Here is a 16,105-nt window from a genome sequence, read left to right as displayed (position 1 = left end):
ACGCCCTGATCTAAGTCATGAGATGACTGTGGTCGACCATGCAACGACCAAGAGAGCCGAGGGAAGGTCCATGCGAAGAACCGCCCTGCTCGCCTCCGCCGCACTCCTCACCACCCTGCTGCCGCTCACCGCGGCCACGCAGGCGGTCGGCGCCGACGACCCCGCCCCCGTCCCGGTGGACCGCTTCGAGGGCGAGGTGCCGTTCGCGAGCCAGCCCGCGGAAGGCCTGTTCACCTGGGGCGGCGACACCGACGACCCGCCCGCCCTGGAGCTGACCGCCCGCGACGACGCCCCCGAGGGCGACAAGGTGCTCACCGGCACCTACGACATCAGCGGCTACGGCGGCTTCACCCACGACTACGCCGCCGCCGGGCCCGCCCGCGACTGGTCCGCGCACCGCGGCATCCGCTTCTGGTGGGAGGGCCGCGACACCGGCAAGAAGATCGCCTTCGAACTCAAGGACGGCGGCGCGCACGGCGAGGCCTCCGAGCTGTGGACCACGTCCTTCACGGACGACTTCACCGGCTGGAAGCAGATCGAGATCCCCTTCGCCGACTTCACCTACCGCACGGACTACCAACCGGTCGGCGGCATCGACCAGGTCCTCGGCCTCACCGAGATGTGGGGCTACGCCGTCACCCTCCCCACCGGCCTCAAGAGCGACTTCGCGATGGACGCCGTCGAGTTGTACGGCCGGGCCGACCAGTCGCTGCGCGCCGCGGTCACCACCGGCGCCGCCGTCCACCCGGTCAAGGAGGGCGGCACGGCGTCCGTCGAGATCCGGGTCGCCACGACCGGCGAGGCCCCGCTCGACGAGCCGGTCACCGTCGCCTACGAGACCGCCGCGACCGGCGGCGCCGAGCCAGGCGAGGACTACACCCCGGTCAGCGGCACGCTCACCTTCCCGGCGGGCACCGCCTCCGGCACCACCCGCGCCGTCGAGGTGCCGACCCTGAAGGACGGTCCGGCCGAGTCCGCCGAGACGATCCCGCTGAAGCTGACCGTGACGGGCGCCAAGGCCCCGGCCGAGACGCCGCGGGTCGTCGTCAACGCGCACGGACTGCCGTACCTGGACAGCAAGCTGCCGGTGAAGAAGCGCGTCGCGGACCTCGTCTCCCGGCTGTCCCTGGAGGAGAAGGCCGGGCAGATGACCCAGGCCGAGCGCGGCGCGCTCACCGCCCCCGGCGACATCGCGGCGTACGACCTCGGCTCGCTGCTGTCCGGCGGCGGCTCCACCCCCTCGCCCAACACCCCCGAGGCGTGGGCGAAGATGATCGACGGCTACCAGCTGCGCGCGCAGGCCACCCGCTTCCAGATCCCGCTGATCTACGGCGTGGACGCGGTGCACGGCCACAACAACCTGGTCGGCGCCACGATCATGCCGCACAACATCGGCATCGGCGCCACCCGCGACCCCGAACTCGCCCGCCGCACCGGCGCGGTGACCGCCGCCGAGGTGCGCGCCACCGGCGTCCCCTGGGACTTCGCGCCCTGCCTCTGCGTCACCCGCGACGAACGCTGGGGCCGCTCCTACGAGGCCTTCGGCGAGGACCCGGCGCTCGTCGAGTCGATGGAGACCGTCATCCAGGGCCTCCAGGGCCACGCCGACGGACGCGACCTGGACCGCTCCGACAAGGTGCTCGCCACGGCCAAGCACTTCGTCGCCGACGGCGGCACCGAGTACGGCTCCTCCACCACCGGCTCGTACACCATCGACCAGGGCGTCACCAAGGTCACCCGGCAGGAGCTGGAGGCCGTCCACCTCGCGCCCTACCACGACGCGGTGAAGCGCGGCGTCGGCACGGTCATGCCGTCGTACTCCTCCCTCGACCTCGTCGGCGACGGCAAGGGCCCCGTCAGGATGCACGCCCGCGCCGACATGCTGAACGGCGTGCTCAAGGACCGCATGGGCTTCGAGGGCTTCGTCATCAGCGACTGGCAGGCCATCGACCAGATCCCCGGCGACTACGCCTCCGACGTGCGCACCTCGGTCAACGCCGGCCTCGACATGATCATGGTGCCGTACGAGTACAAGAACTTCCGGGCCACGCTCGTGGACGAGGTGCGGGCCGGGCGCGTCGACGACAAGCGCGTCGACGACGCCGTGTCCCGCATCCTCACGCAGAAGTTCCGCCTCGGCCTCTTCGAGAAGCCCTACGCCGACACGAGCGGCGCCGACCGCATCGGCTCCGCCGGACACCGCGCGGTGGCCCGCGAGGCGGTCGCCGAGTCCCAGGTGCTGCTGAAGAACGCCGGCGGCCTGCTGCCGCTGAAGAAGGACCGGAAGGTGTACGTCGCCGGCTCCAACGCCGACGACATCGGCAACCAGTCCGGCGGCTGGACCGTCACCTGGCAGGGCGCCTCCGGCGACATCACCCCCGGCACGACCGTCCTGGAGGCGCTGCGCAAGCACTCCCCGGGCCTGACGTACTCCAAGGACGCCTCCGCCCCGCGCGCCGGGCACGACGTCGGGGTGGTCGTCGTCGGCGAGACCCCGTACGCCGAGGGCGTCGGCGACGTCGGCAACGGCCACGACCTGGAGCTGTCCGACGCCGACAAGGCCGCGGTCGACACGGTGTGCGGCGCCATGAAGTGCGTGGTGCTGGTCGTCTCCGGCCGCCCCCAGCTGCTCGGCGACCGGCTCGGCGCCATCGACGCCCTCGTCGCGTCCTGGCTCCCGGGCACGGAGGGCGACGGCGTCGCCGACGTCCTCTACGGCAGGCGGCCCTTCACCGGGCAGCTCCCCGTCACGTGGCCCAAGACGCAGGCGCAGCTCCCGATCAACGTCGGCGACAGCGCGTACGACCCGCAGTTCCCCTACGGCTGGGGCCTGACCACCGGCACCGAGGCGCCGCGGGGCGGGGCGGCCACGCTGAAGGCGCTGGGCGTCGCGGCGACGGCCGCGGAGCGCGCGGGCGCCGAGTCCGCCGGGCGGGCACTGGTCACCAAGGCCCGGCTGATCGTCCAGCAGAAGGCCGACGGACACCTGACGGCGGCGGTGGCGAAGCCCTTCGCCGAGGCGGACCACCTGCTGCTCACGGGCCGGTACGGAGCGGCCGTCGCGAAACTGGCGGAGGCCTACCGGGCCGCGTGACCCGGCGGTACACGCAGGCGTGGGCCCGGCGGGGAAATCCCCGCCGGGCCCGACGCCCGTTTCCGCCCTGATTCGGGTACTTTCGAACGTATGAAGGGCGCAATGGTGCGTACCCTCGTACGCCTGCTGATCGTGCCGGTCGCCGCCGTCCTGGCGGTGCTGATGGCCGGTGCGCCCGGGGCGCACGCGGCCACCGATGTCTCCCGGATCGCCGCCGCACTGCGCGAGAGTCCCGTCTACGTGGATCCCGCCGCCTCCGACCTGCTGTCCGCGTCGGACGCCGAGGCGCTCGCCGACAAGATCGAGGACGCGGACAAGCCCGTCTTCGTCGCCGTCCTGCCCGCCGACCAGCCGACGGCGAACCTCTTCCAGAACCTGCGCACCGAGACCGGCGTGACCGGCCTGTACGGCATCCGCCTCGGCGACCGCTTCGACGCGCGCGCCGACAGCGCGGTCCTCGGCCGCGACGGCGTGCGCAACCTGGTCACGGCCGTGCGGGACGCGGGCGACACCAAGGCCCAGCTGAACGACTTCGTGGACGACGCGATCCGCAGCGTGGACGGCACCGCGCCCAGTTCCTGGAGCGAGGGCGGCGACGGCGTGCCGACGGCCGCGCTGGTCACCACCGGCGCGGTGCTGGTCGCGGGCGGCGCCGGCGCGTACGCCATCGCCCGGCGCAACCGGCGCCGGCACGAGGAGGAGCAGCGGGCGGCGCTGGAGAAGCTGCGCGTGGTCGTGGACGAGGACATCACGGCGTTCGGCGAGGAACTCGACCGACTTGACTTCCACCCCTCGGAGCCCGGCGCGGACGACGCGATGCGCGCCGACTACGAGCACTCCCTGGACGCCTACGACCAGGCCAAGACCCTGATGGCCGCCGCCCGGCACCCGGAGGAGGTGCGGGGCGTCACCCAGGCGCTGGAGGACGGACGCTTCGCGCTGGCCCGGCTCACGGCCCGCCGCGAGAACAGGCCGCTGCCGGAACGCCGGCCGCCGTGCTTCTTCGACCCGCGGCACGGCCCGTCGGTGGCCGACGCCACGTGGACCCCGCCGGGCGGCGCCACCCGCGAGGTCCCGGTCTGCGCGGCCGACCGCGCCCGGCTGGCCGACGGCCGCGACCCGATGGTGCGCGAGGTCGACACCGTCGACGGCCGCCGCCCGTACTGGGACGCGGGCCCGGCGTACGGCCCCTGGGCGGGCGGCTACTTCGGCGGCGGCATGCTGCCGGGGCTGCTCGTCGGCACGATGCTCGGCAGCATGATGGCCGGCCCGGCCTACGCGGCCGACTACGGCGCCGGGTACGGCGACTTCGGCGGCCACGAGGGCGGCGACGTCTCCGGTGCGGACTTCGACTCGGGCGACTTCGGCGGGGACTTCGGCGGCGGTGGTTTCGGGGGCGGCGACTTCGGTGGCGGAGGCGGGGGCGGGGACTTCGGCGGAGGCTTCTGACGCCCCGGGGCCTCGCGGTGGGGGTGCGGCCGGGTGTGCGCGGCCGGGACGGGCGAGCGCCCGCCGTCTGCGGGGGAGGCAGAGAGCGGGCGCGCTCGGGTGGCGGCCGTCGGGCCGCCGGGGGGAACGTCAGGCGTTCCGGATCGCCGAGATGTCGAAGTTCAGCTTGATCTTGTCGGACACCAGGACGCCACCGGTCTCCAGGGCCGCGTTCCAGGTCAGGCCCCACTCGGAGCGCAGGATCTCGGCCTTGCCCTCGAAGCCGACGCGCTCGTTGCCGAACGGGTCCTTCGCGGCGCCGTTGAACTCCAGGTCGATGGTGAGCGGCCGGGTCGTGCCGAGGATCGTCAGGTCACCGGTGATGCGGTAGTCGTCGCCGCCGAGGGCCTCCGCCTTGGTGGAGCGGAAGGTCACCGTCGGGAACTCGTCCGTGCGGAAGAAGTCCGAGCTCTTCAGGTGGCCGTCGCGGTCCGCCGAACCGGTGTCGATGCTGTCCATCTTCACGTCGATGGAGGCCGTCGAGCGCGCCGGGTCGGTGCCGTCGAGCCGCAGCGAGCCACTGAAGTCGAGGAACTTGCCCTTGACGTTGGTGACCATCGCGTGCCGGGCGACGAAGCCGATCGTGGTGTGCGACGGGTCGATCGTGTACTCGCCGGTGAGGGCGGCGAGGTCCGGGTTCACCGGGGCCGGGGCGGTGGCGGTGGCGACGGTCTCGGTGTCGGTGGTCTTGCGGCCGAAGATGCCCATGACTGCTCCTTGGGGGACGGGCCACGGTTCAGACGGGTACCGCGGCTGTTTCTGTTGAACATTCAACGATGCCAACGACTTCGACCGTAGAGCTATTCCGTTCAAAGTTCAACCTTTCTGGGAGTGTCGGCGAACTTTTCGGTTGAATCGCCCGTCCCGGGTGGTACCCGGTGCTCGTGACCTCGGTCGCTGTCCTGGTCGAGCTGGTGCGAAACCGCACGTCGGGCGGCCACGTGAAGTGCTGGGAGCGGTTCGCGGAGAGCGCCGCCCGGCTCGACGCGCCCGCCCTCGACCTCACCGTCTACTTCCTCGGCGAGCGGGAACGCGTCGAGGACCTCTCGCCCCGCGTGCGCCTCGTCGCCCTGCGTCCCGTGCTCAGCACCGCCGCCCTGACCCGCGCCGACGCCGCCGTCGACGTCACCGACCTCGCCCCGCACCACCCCCGCCTCGCCGCCCTGCTGCCCCGGCACGACGTCTGGCACCTCACCCACGACTTCGCGTACGCCGCCACCGCCACCCGCCTCGCCCGCGCCGCCGCCGCCCGCCGGGGCGTGAGCGGGCCGCGCCTCGTGGCCTCCGTGCACACCGACGTGCCCGCGCTGGCCTCCGTCTACAGCCGCTCTCTCGCCGACCGGTTGCTGCCCGCCGCGCAGGGCCCCGTGGGCGACGCGCTCGCCGCACGCGCCGAGGCCTGGACCCGGCGGCGGCGCGACCGGCTGCTCCACCACTGCGAGACCGTCCTCGTCCCCACCGAGGACGGCCGCGCGGAACTCGCCGCCCTGCTCGGCCCCCACCGCGTCGGCCCGCTGCGCCGCGGCGTCGACCACCGGCGCTTCCGGCCCGACGGCACGGCCCGCGCCCGGCTCACCGCCGAGTACGGCGTCCCGGCCGACCGGCCGCTGGTGCTGTTCGCCGGGCGCCTCGACGCGTCCAAGGGCCTGCCGCTGCTGGCCGCCGCCATGCGCCTGCTGCGGGACCGGGGGAGGGCCGCCCACCTGGTGCTGGCCGGCACGGGCGCGGAGGCCGAAGCGGTCCGGCGCACCCTCGGCGCCGACGTCACCCTGCTCGGCCGGCTCCCGCAGGAACACCTCGCGCGCGTGTACGCGGGCTGCGACGTCTTCGCCTTCCCGTCCCGCACGGAGACCTGCGGCAACGTCGTCGCCGAGGCGATGGCGAGCGGCCTCGCGGTCGTCCTGCCGCAGGGCGCGGCGACCACCCGCTGGCTGTCCGAACCGGGCCGCGACGGCATCGTCGTGCGCCACGACGACCCCGACGCGTGGGCGGACGCCCTGTGCGCCCTCGTCGACCGCCCCGGCCTGCGCACCGCGACCGGCCACCGGGCGACGGCGACGGCCAGGACCACCCACCCGACCTGGGACCGGGTGCTGGCGGAGGACCTGCTGCCGGTGTGGACCGGGGCGGCACGCTCACCGGGGTGGGCGCCGCCCCGGGCCGCGTGACGGGCCGCCCGGGTCCACCGGGTGCGGGCCGAGGAGCTGCCGCCGCCCGGTCGCAGCGCCGTGCAGGGCCGCGATCAGGGGAGACGAGTCCAGGGCGACGATGCCCGCCGCCACCAGGGCGAGCCCCGCCGCCGTCACCGCGCTCACCGGCCACCCCGTGTGGATCGCCTCGCCGAAGACCAGCGTGCCGACCGTCACCGCGACCACCGGCTCCGTCGCGTCGATCACCGTCATGCCCGCCGCCAGCGGCCCCTGCTGGAACGCGCTCTGGATGAGCAGCAGCCCGCCGGCACTGGCCAGGACCAGCGCGTACGTCTGCCAGGCGGCCAGCGTCACGAGCAGCCCGTGCCGCAGGTGCTCCACCGTCGCCGCCAGCAGCACCGACTGGGTGCCCATGACCGCCCCCGCCGCCAGCGCCGTCGCCGACGCCCGCCACGGCCCCGTGACCGACCGCCCCACCGCCAGCGCCGCGCACACCAGCGCCGCCGTCGCGCCCACCACCAGCAGCCAGGACGTGAGGTCCGCCGAGCCGGGACGGCCGCCGTGCGGGCGCGCCGAGGCCAGGGCGAGGGCCAGGCCGACGGCCACCGCGAGCGTGCCGAACCACTCCCGGCGCCCCAGCCGCATCCGGTGCAGCCGCGCCGACAGCGGCACCGCGAACACCAACTCCGCGACGATCAACGGCTGTACGAGACTCAGCGGGCCGAACGCCAGCGCCAGCATCTGGAATCCGTAGGCCAGGACGGCGAGCCCGATGCCGTACCGCCACAGCGGCTCCCGGGCCAGGCGGCCCAACAGCCGCCACGACAGCGCCTCTTCGTCCGGCCGCGCGCCCGCCGCCCACTGCTGCAGGACCCCGGCCCCGGCGAAGCACAGCCCGGCGGCGAGCGACGCGAGCACGGCGATCGGCACGACGACGGTCACCTCGCCACGAGAGCCGGACGGGACCCCTCCTTGGTATCCCGGCCGCCCCCGGCCCGCACGGCCGCCCGCACCGCCGTACGCCCGCATGGCCGCACCGCGCGCAGCGGTGGCCCGGAGCCGGGGGAAGCGATGTCCTGGAAGGAGGCCGGGACACGCAGAACACCCTCGGCACCAGGCCGCAGCACAGCGCAGGGAGAGACCGACCGTGACCCCCACCGGCCCCACCCACGACCGGGGCTCCACCGATGTCCGCCCCGCGGCCGTCGCGCCCCTCACGGCCCCGCCCCCGCGCGCGGACAGCCGCGTCGCGCTGGTGACCGGTGCGTCCTCCGGGATCGGCGCCGCCACGGCACGCCGCTTCGCCGCGGGCGGCTGGCACCTGCTGCTCAGCGGCCGGGACCGGTACCGCCTGGCGGAGACGGCCGCCGGCCGCCCGGCCGTCGTGCTCCCCGCCGACCTCGCCGAACCGGACGGGCCGCGCCTGCTGGCCGAGTCCGCGCTGCGCGCCGCCGGACGCGTCGACGTGCTCGTCGCGGGCGCCGGGATCGGCTGGGCGGGACCCTTCACGACGATGGCCCACACGGACATCGACCGCGTCCTGACCGTCGACCTCGCCGCCACGATGCACCTGGTGCGCGAGGTCCTGCCCGCCATGGTGGCGGCCGGCCGGGGACGCGTCGTGCTGATCGGCTCCGTCGCGGGCAGCGTGGGCGTGCGGCACGAGGCGGTGTACTCCGCCGCCAAGGCCGGTCTCGCCGCGTTCGCCGAGGCGCTGCGGCAGGAGCTGCGCGGCACCGGCGTGGGCGTCACGCTGGTCGTGCCCGGCCCGGTGGACACCCCCTTCTTCGCCCGGCGCGGCACCCCGTACCTGCGCTCCCGGCCGCGCCCCACGACACCCGACCGCGTCGCCGGGGCGGTGTGGCACGCGGTCGGGACCGGGCGCGACGACGTGTACGTACCCGGCTGGCTGACCCTGCCCGGCCGGGTGCGGGGCCTCGCGCCCAGGGTCTTCCGGCGCCTGCTTCACCGCTTCGGCTGACTCGGACGCTCACGATGTGAGACGACTCTCAGGCCGACGCCTTTGTGAGAGCCCTACAACCGGCAGGCCCTCTGAGCAGTCGGAACGGCTGCATGGCTCCATGGTTCTGTTCAGGGCTACCAGGAAAACGGGCCCGAGACTGTACGGAGTCGACGGCCCGCTTTTCTTGCCGCGCTTCGTATGGTCACTACATGACCGTTTTGGAAGAGGCGCCGGGTGAGCCGACGGACGCGCGCGGGCGGGTGGCCGAACTGCACAACATCCGTGCGGCGGCACTGGCCGGGCCGAGTGAGAAGGCGACCGAGGCGCAGCACGCCAAGGGGAAGCTGACGGCTCGGGAGCGTATCGAGCTTCTTCTCGATCCTGGTTCTTTCCGTGAGGTCGAGCAGTTGCGCCGGCACCGGGCGACGGGCTTCGGCCTGGAGGCCAAGAAGCCCTACACCGACGGTGTGATCACCGGCTGGGGGACGGTCGAGGGCCGGACGGTCTTCGTCTACGCGCACGACTTCCGGATCTTCGGCGGCGCGCTGGGCGAGGCGCACGCGACGAAGATCCACAAGATCATGGACATGGCCATCGCGGCAGGTGCTCCGCTGGTCTCCCTCAACGACGGCGCGGGCGCCCGCATCCAGGAGGGCGTCTCGGCCCTCGCCGGCTACGGCGGCATCTTCCAGCGCAACACCAAGGCCTCGGGCGTCATCCCGCAGATCAGTGTGATGCTCGGCCCGTGCGCGGGCGGCGCGGCCTACAGCCCCGCCCTGACGGACTTCGTGTTCATGGTCCGTGAGACCTCGCAGATGTTCATCACCGGCCCGGACGTCGTCAAGGCCGTCACCGGTGAGGAGATCACGCAGAACGGTCTGGGCGGTGCGGACGTGCACGCCGAGACCTCGGGCGTGTGCCACTTCGCCTACGACGACGAGGAGACCTGCCTCGCCGAGGTGCGGTACCTGCTGTCGATGCTCCCGCAGAACAACCGGGAGAACCCGCCGCGTCACGAGTCGACGGACACCGTCGAGCGCCGCTCCGACGTCCTGCTGGACCTGGTGCCGGCGGACGGGAACCGTCCGTACGACATGGCGAAGGTGATCGAGGAGATCGTCGACGACGGGGACTACCTGGAGGTCCACGAGCGCTGGGCGCGGAACATCATCTGCGCGCTGGCCCGGCTGGACGGCCAGGTCGTCGGCATCGTCGCCAACCAGCCGCAGACGCTGGCCGGTGTGCTGGACATCGAGGCGTCCGAGAAGGCCGCGCGCTTCGTGCAGATGTGCGACGCGTTCAACATCCCGATCCTCACGTTCCTCGACGTCCCCGGCTTCCTGCCCGGTGTCGACCAGGAGCACGGCGGCATCATCCGCCACGGCGCGAAGCTCCTGTACGCCTACTGCAACGCGACCGTTCCCCGCATCTCGCTGATCCTGCGCAAGGCCTACGGCGGCGCCTACATCGTCATGGACTCCCAGTCCATCGGCGCCGACCTCACCTACGCCTGGCCCACCAACGAGATCGCGGTGATGGGCGCGGAGGGCGCGGCCAACGTCATCTTCCGCCGGCAGATCGCCGGGGCCGAGGACCCCGAGGCCATGCGGCAGAAGATGGTCAAGGAGTACAAGGCCGAGCTGATGCACCCCTACTACGCGGCCGAACGCGGACTCGTCGACGACGTCATCGACCCCGCCGAAACCCGCGAAGTCCTCGCCCGCTCCCTCGCCATGCTCCAGACCAAGCACGCCGACCTGCCCTCCCGCAAACACGGCAACCCGCCCCAGTAACCCGGCGGACCCACCGCGGCAACCCCGCGGACCCCTCTCTCACGGAGACTGACACTCATGGACACGCCTGACATCCGCGTCGAGAAGGGCCACGCCGACCCCGAGGAAGTCGCCGCCATCACGGCCATCCTCCTGGCGCGCGCGGCGGCCCGGCCCACCGAGACGGCGGGACCGGCCCACCGCGGCCGCCTCCGCGCCGGCTGGCGCCGCCTGGAGCGCGAGCCGGGCTTCCGCGCCCCGCACAGCTGGCGCTGACGGCACGCACGCACACGGAAGAGGGCCCCTCCTCACACAGGAGGGGCCCTCTTCCGTGCCCGGAGAGCCCTGCGTACCGCCCGCACGCACCGCCCGGCCCCGCCCCGCGACGCGACAGCCCCCCGTGGCCACGGGGGGCTGTGCACGACCGGAACCGACCGGCCGGCGGGCGACTAGCGCAGGCGCGCCATCAGGGCGTGCTCCACCAGCGTGATCAGCGTCGACTTGGCGTCGGCGCGGTGCCGGGCGTCCGTCGTGATGATCGGGGTGTCCGGGCCGATCTGCAGCGCCTCACGGACCTCGTCGGGGTTGTACGGCTGCTGCCCGTCGAAGCCGTTGAGGGCGATGACGAACGGCAGGCCGCTGTTCTCGAAGTAGTCGACCGCGGGGAAGCAGTCGGCGAGTCGGCGGGTGTCCACGAGGACGACCGCGCCGATGGCGCCGCGCACGAGGTCGTCCCACATGAACCAGAAGCGGTCCTGACCGGGGGTGCCGAACAGGTACAGGATCAGGTCCTGGTCCAGGGTGATGCGGCCGAAGTCCATGGCCACCGTGGTGGTGGTCTTGTCCCCGGTGTGGGTCAGGTCGTCGATGCCCGCCGAAGCGGACGTCATGACGGCCTCCGTGCGCAGCGGATTGATCTCCGAGACGGCGCCGACGAACGTGGTCTTGCCCACGCCGAAGCCGCCCGCCACCACGATCTTCGCGGACGTGGTGGAGCGGGAAGGCCCTCCGCTAGAGCTTGCGAAGTCCACTGAGCACCCTTTCGAGCAGTGTCACGTCTGGCTGGCCGCCGGCGTTCTCGTCGCCGCCGGGCTGATGGATGGCGACCAGTCCCGCCTCCGCCAAGTCGGCGACGAGGATCCTGGCCACGCCGAGGGGGATCGTGAGGAGAGCCGAGACCTCGGCCACCGACTTGATCTCTCGGCAGAGGTTGCAGATCCGCTGATGCTCGGGCAGCTGGCCCTGCATCTGGTGCGGCTGCGCGGTGGTGTGCACCAGCGCCTCGATGGCGAGCTGGTAACGCGGCCTGGTGCGGCCGCCCGTCATGGCGTACGGACGCACCAGAGGGTTGTTCGACGACCCGGCGGGCGCCGGCTCGGGATCGCGGCGCGGGGGCTGCACGGGCTGGATGCGCGGCGCGGGCGGCTGGTCGTACGGCGACGGGCCGGGGCCCTGCGGCGCGTACGGCTGCCGGTGGCTCGGGGTGGAGGGGAAGTTGTACCGGTTCTGGGAACCGTCGTTCGGGCCCTGGGCAGGGCCGTACGACCAGTTGCCCGAGGGCGAACCGCCTGGGGGTGTTGCCACTTTCTCCTCCTCCGACGTGCCTGGCACCCATCGCTGTGGTAGCCGCGTCCCGAAACCTTACGGCCACGGGACGCCAAAACGCACCGTCCGTCTGTTAGTTGAGCAGGCTCCCTTGGAGCTCCGCGCGAAGGTCGGGCGTCAGGACCGTACCGGCGCGGTCGACCAAAAGTGCCATCTCGTACCCAATGAGGCCGATGTCCGCCTCCGGGTGTGCGAGAACCGCGAGCGACGAACCGTCGGAAATGGACATGATGAAGAGGAATCCCCGCTCCATCTCCACAACCGTCTGGTTCACGCTGCCGCCCTCGAAGATGCGGGAAGCGCCTGCCGTCAGAGACGTCAGACCGGAGGCGACGGCCGCGAGCTGATCGGCGCGGTCGCGGGGAAAGCCTTCGGACATCGCCAGAAGGAGTCCGTCGGCGGAGACCACCACCGTGTGGGACACCCCCGGGGTGTTGTCCACGAAGTTGGTGATCAACCAGTTCAGGTTCTGTGCCGCCTGGCTCATCGGGCTCACACTAACGCTCCTGGTTGTAGGTGCTGTCAGGACCGAAGCCCTGGCCGTTCGTTTCACTGCCTGCGCTGCGGCCTCGCTGGACACCGCGGCGCAGGTTGCTCAGCCTGCCCCGGACGTCCTCCGGGGCACGGGAGACCTGCGGGCCTCCCTGGGGGGTGGTGTCGGCGGAGCCCTCGACCAGGTTGGCCCTGGGCACCCGCCGCGGCAGGCCGGAGGAGGTGACCCCGCCCGCCTTGGGCTTGCGGAGCTGCGAGGCCTGCTGCCAGCGCTCGTCGTTCGCCGATCGCCAGCCGCTGTCGCCGTTGCTCGCCGCCGCCGGGGCCGACGGCTCCTGGTTCGCCTGCCGCGCTCCGCCCGTGCCGTTCGTGCCGCTCGCGGTGGAGCCGCGGCGCGGAAGTCCGGCGTCGGTCAGCTCGTGGACGGCGGAAGGAGCCGGTCCCGGACGGTCGAAGCCTACGTGGTCCTGGTCACGCGCGTCACCGGCCTGCCCGGACTCCGCTTCCGGGGCATCCGAAGGGTACTGGTTCGGATACCCGTTCTGGTAGCCGTTCTGCTGCGGCCAGTCGTCCTGGTACGACGACTCCTCGTAGGAGGCGTACGTCTCGCCGCCGGCGGCGCGGGCGCCGTCCTGGGCCGGCTCGGCGTAGCCCGGCTCCGGGTAGCCGCCGTTCGGCGCGTAGGCGTCGGGCTGCGGAACCCCGCCGTTCGGCGCGTAGTAGGTGTCGTCGTACGCCTGCTGCCGCGGCTCCTCGTAGGCCTGCTGCTGGTCGTACCCGGCGTTCTGCCCCTGGTAGCCGCCGCGGCCGTCGTCGTAGCCGTGCTGCTGTCCGCCGAACTCGTCGGCGTAGGCGGCCTGTTCGGCGCTCTCGTGGCCGTGCTGCGAGTCGTCCTGGTCGCGGCCCTGCTCCAGGGCGGCGCGGCGCTCCTCGCGCATCAGGGAGCGGCCGACGGGGTCGAGCTCGCGGATGTCGTCGGGGACGTCGGAGTAGCGGCTGTCGTCGAAGCCCAGCTCCGCCGCGGTGCGCATCGGCCGGCCGAAGTCCTCGCCGCCGAAGTTCTGCTCCGGGATGATCTGGGAGACGGTGAACTCGTCGCCGGCCATCTGGCCCTCGCCGCCACCGCCGTGCGTGATCGCGTCCGGCAGCATGACGAGCGACGTCGTGCCGGCCTGCTCGCCGGAGGGGCGCAGCTGGACGCGGATGCCGTGCCGGTCGGACAGCCGGCCGACCACGAACAGGCCCATGCGCTGCGAGATCGCGGCGTCCACGGTGGGCGGGTTGGCCAGCTTGTGGTTGATGTCCGCGAAGTCCTCGGCGGTCAGGCCGATGCCCTTGTCGTGGATCTCGATCATCACGCGGCCGTCGGGCAGCCGGGTCGCGGTGACGCGGACCTTGGTCTGCGGGGAGGAGAACGTCGTCGCGTTCTCCAGCAGCTCGGCCAGCAGGTGCACGAGGTCGGTCACGGCGCGGCCGTGGATCTCGGCCTCCGGGACACCGGACAGCTCGATGCGCTCGTACTGCTCCACCTCGGAGGAGGCGGCGCGCAGCACGTCGACCAGCGGGACCGGCTGGTCCCAGCGGCGGCCCGGCTCCTCGCCGGCGAGGACCAGGAGGTTCTCGCCGTTGCGGCGCATACGGGTCGCGAGGTGGTCCAGCTTGAAGAGGTTCTCCAGCTGGTCCGGGTCGGCCTCGTTGTTCTCCAGGTCGGTGATCAGGGTCAGCTGGCCCTCGATCAGCGACTGGTTGCGGCGCGAGAGGTTGGTGAAGATCGCGTTGATGTTGCCCCGCAGCAGGGCCTGCTCGGCGGCGAGCCGGACCGCCTCGCGGTGGACCTGGTCGAAGGCGCGGGCGACCTCGCCGATCTCGTCGGTGGTGGTGATCGGGATGGGCGCGACCCGGGTGTCGACCCGGCCGGGGTCGGTGCGCGACAGCTGGTCGACCAGCATCGGCAGGCGCTGCTCGGCGATGCCGAAGGCGGCGTTGCGCAGCCGGCGCATCGCGAGGCTCATCTGGCGGGCCACCATGCCGGCCAGGATGAACGCGGCGAGCAGGGCGATCACGACGGCGGCGCCGGTGATGTAGGCGTCGCGCTGGGCGTCGTCGGCGATCGTGGAGGCCTCGGCCACCGCCGTGTCGGCGAGGTCGGACTCGATCTGCCGGTACGCGTCGAACTTGAGCGTGTTGACCGCCCACCAGTTCGCCGACGAGATGCCGCGCTGGGCGAGCTGGGCGCGGGCGCTCTCGTCCGTGCTGCTCAGCCTGGCCAGTTCCCCGATCATGGTCTTCGGGTCGGCGGGCGGCGGCACGTAGTCGGGGTTCTTGCGCTTGGCCTCCGCGGCCTGCCGCGCGCCGTCCTCCTTCAGCTGCTCCTCGGCACGCGCTAGCTTGTCGGCGTCCGCCTGGGTGCCACCGCCGAGGTACTCCTCGATGGCGATGCGCTCGAGGTAGGCGTAGGAGGAGAGCGCGACGCGCTGGCTGGCGAGCTGGCTGTCGGTCGGGCCCGGCTTCTCCAGCATGTGCATGCCGATGGAGCGCTGGAGCGACAGCGCGGCCTTGGTCAGGGAGATCGCGTAGACGGTACGGCCGTACGAGGTGATGTTGCCGGTGCCCAGACCGAGCTCGTTGGCGAACTCCATCAGGGGGTGGGCGATCTGGACGTAGCCCTCTTCGGTCTCCACGCCCTTGAGCTTGGAGGTGTAGGCGGCGGCACGCAGCGCCTGGAGCCTCGGCTCCACCTCGCGGAACAGCTTCAGACGGCGTTCCAGACCGGCCTTGTCCGGCATGTTCTGCGCGGCCTTGTCGAAGGCGTCGGCCGCCTCGTCCGTGTTCTTGCGGAGCGTCTCGACGGTCTTCTTGTCCGCGGCGCTCTGCGCGCTGCCCTTCAGCAGGGGGGCCGCCGTCGCGTCGCGCTCGATGTAGAGGGCGTTGCCGTAGGTGAGGGAGGCCTGCACGAGACGTGCGGTGCTCTTGGCGTCCTCGGCGTCCCGCCAGGTGTCGATCGAGCTCTTGACCTGGAAGCCGCCCATGACGAGGCCGACCAGCACGGGTATGAGGAGGATCGCGTTGAGCCGGGTCGCCACGCGCCAGTTGCGCGGGGAGATGCGGCCGCCGCTCGGGGCGGGCGGGGGCGTCGGCTCCGAACCGGGCACGGGAGCGGGCGCCGCTGTGCGCGGCGGCGGGGTGAAGTTGCCCCGGGCCGACGGCTCGGGACTGTTCTTGCTTCGCCTCACTCGACCAACAACCTCTCGGCGGTCGGCACCTGACTTTGTGCCGCAGTGTCTCAGAGCCCAGGGCGCCACCGACTGTTGAGTACGTCGTTGACCATTGGGCAGTTCAGGCATTCCAGCACGGTCTCCTGCCCTCCACCAAACATGGCAAGGGAGACATTGCCGCTGGCGCGACGCCCAGATAAAACGGGCATAAAGAGCGAGGGGCGGCAAAAGGCAGGCAATTTGTGAGCGCAGCGACACCACCCGACCGCGTCGAGTGGTGGCCTTTGCGGAATCCTCTGCCGAAACGTTATGAACAGCGGGGCCGA

At 72.6% G+C, this 16,105-nt stretch carries 12 protein-coding genes; 6 read left to right on the top strand and 6 right to left on the bottom strand.

Going from position 1 to position 16,105, the window contains the following annotated elements; all coding sequences use genetic code 11:
* Positions 1-70: 70 nt before the first annotated feature.
* Both ACZ7D7_RS27900 and ACZ7D7_RS27895 read left to right on the top strand, forming a co-directional pair.
* Positions 71-3,094, top strand: a complete 3,024-nt coding sequence (locus ACZ7D7_RS27900; protein ID WP_470827812.1) for a glycoside hydrolase family 3 protein — start codon at positions 71-73, stop codon at positions 3,092-3,094.
* Positions 3,095-3,184: 90 nt separating this feature from the next.
* Positions 3,185-4,543: a hypothetical protein gene (locus ACZ7D7_RS27895; RefSeq protein WP_470827810.1), complete on the top strand. Its 1,359-nt coding sequence runs from the start codon at positions 3,185-3,187 to the stop codon at positions 4,541-4,543.
* Positions 4,544-4,672: 129 nt separating this feature from the next.
* Here the strand turns inward: ACZ7D7_RS27895 and ACZ7D7_RS27890 are convergent, their stop codons facing one another.
* Entirely contained in the window at positions 4,673-5,290 is a 618-nt protein-coding gene (locus ACZ7D7_RS27890) for a YceI family protein (protein ID WP_470827808.1), read from the bottom strand.
* Positions 5,291-5,466: 176 nt separating this feature from the next.
* Between ACZ7D7_RS27890 and ACZ7D7_RS27885 the strand changes: the two genes are divergently transcribed.
* Positions 5,467-6,750, top strand: coding sequence for a glycosyltransferase (locus ACZ7D7_RS27885; protein WP_470827807.1), 1,284 nt, complete (start codon positions 5,467-5,469; stop codon positions 6,748-6,750).
* Here ACZ7D7_RS27885 and ACZ7D7_RS27880 read toward each other — a convergent pair.
* Entirely contained in the window at positions 6,718-7,674 is a 957-nt protein-coding gene (locus ACZ7D7_RS27880; protein WP_470827806.1) for a DMT family transporter, read from the bottom strand. The two genes, ACZ7D7_RS27885 and ACZ7D7_RS27880, sit on opposite strands and share 33 nt — an antisense overlap.
* Before the next feature lie 205 nt (positions 7,675-7,879).
* Between ACZ7D7_RS27880 and ACZ7D7_RS27875 the strand changes: the two genes are divergently transcribed.
* From ACZ7D7_RS27875 to ACZ7D7_RS27865, 3 genes are all read left to right on the top strand, one after another.
* The gene (locus ACZ7D7_RS27875; protein WP_470827805.1) at positions 7,880-8,713 is read left to right on the top strand and encodes an SDR family NAD(P)-dependent oxidoreductase; all 834 of its coding nucleotides are present in this window, start codon (positions 7,880-7,882) and stop codon (positions 8,711-8,713) included.
* 191 nt (positions 8,714-8,904) lie between these two features.
* Complete coding sequence (locus ACZ7D7_RS27870) at positions 8,905-10,488, top strand: acyl-CoA carboxylase subunit beta (RefSeq protein WP_470827804.1); 1,584 nt, start codon at positions 8,905-8,907, stop codon at positions 10,486-10,488.
* A 57-nt stretch (positions 10,489-10,545) separates the two neighbouring features.
* Positions 10,546-10,743 carry an acyl-CoA carboxylase subunit epsilon gene (locus ACZ7D7_RS27865; protein WP_470827802.1) on the top strand — a complete coding sequence of 66 codons (198 nt, stop codon included), beginning with the start codon at positions 10,546-10,548 and terminating at the stop codon, positions 10,741-10,743.
* A 173-nt stretch (positions 10,744-10,916) separates the two neighbouring features.
* On the opposite strand, the gene ACZ7D7_RS27860 is transcribed toward ACZ7D7_RS27865, so the two are convergent.
* From ACZ7D7_RS27860 to ACZ7D7_RS27845, 4 genes are all read right to left on the bottom strand, one after another.
* The gene (locus ACZ7D7_RS27860) at positions 10,917-11,498 is read right to left on the bottom strand and encodes a GTP-binding protein (RefSeq protein WP_026243582.1); all 582 of its coding nucleotides are present in this window, start codon (positions 11,496-11,498) and stop codon (positions 10,917-10,919) included.
* Positions 11,479-12,051, bottom strand: coding sequence for a DUF742 domain-containing protein (locus ACZ7D7_RS27855; RefSeq protein WP_470827799.1), 573 nt, complete (start codon positions 12,049-12,051; stop codon positions 11,479-11,481). Before ACZ7D7_RS27855 ends, ACZ7D7_RS27860 begins: the two co-directional genes overlap by 20 nt.
* A 94-nt stretch (positions 12,052-12,145) precedes the next feature.
* Positions 12,146-12,559, bottom strand: a complete 414-nt coding sequence (locus tag ACZ7D7_RS27850) for a roadblock/LC7 domain-containing protein (RefSeq protein ID WP_004983065.1) — start codon at positions 12,557-12,559, stop codon at positions 12,146-12,148.
* Positions 12,560-12,569: 10 nt separating this feature from the next.
* Positions 12,570-15,797 carry a sensor histidine kinase gene (locus ACZ7D7_RS27845; protein ID WP_470827797.1) on the bottom strand — a complete coding sequence of 1,076 codons (3,228 nt, stop codon included), beginning with the start codon at positions 15,795-15,797 and terminating at the stop codon, positions 12,570-12,572.
* Positions 15,798-16,105 lie beyond the last annotated feature (308 nt).

The organism is Streptomyces sp. NPDC037054, from assembly GCF_055606745.1.
Note: the sequence above shows the minus strand (reverse complement) of the source record. Positions and strands in the feature narration are given on the sequence as shown.

Coding starts and splice junctions, on each gene's coding strand:
- ACZ7D7_RS27900 (WP_470827812.1), top strand. CDS start 71: ATGCGAAGAACCGCCCTGCTCGCCTCCGCCGCACTCCTCACCACCCTG.
- ACZ7D7_RS27895 (WP_470827810.1), top strand. CDS start 3,185: ATGAAGGGCGCAATGGTGCGTACCCTCGTACGCCTGCTGATCGTGCCG.
- ACZ7D7_RS27865 (WP_470827802.1), top strand. CDS start 10,546: ATGGACACGCCTGACATCCGCGTCGAGAAGGGCCACGCCGACCCCGAG.
- ACZ7D7_RS27870 (WP_470827804.1), top strand. CDS start 8,905: ATGACCGTTTTGGAAGAGGCGCCGGGTGAGCCGACGGACGCGCGCGGG.
- ACZ7D7_RS27850 (WP_004983065.1), bottom strand. CDS start 12,559: ATGAGCCAGGCGGCACAGAACCTGAACTGGTTGATCACCAACTTCGTG.
- ACZ7D7_RS27890 (WP_470827808.1), bottom strand. CDS start 5,290: ATGGGCATCTTCGGCCGCAAGACCACCGACACCGAGACCGTCGCCACC.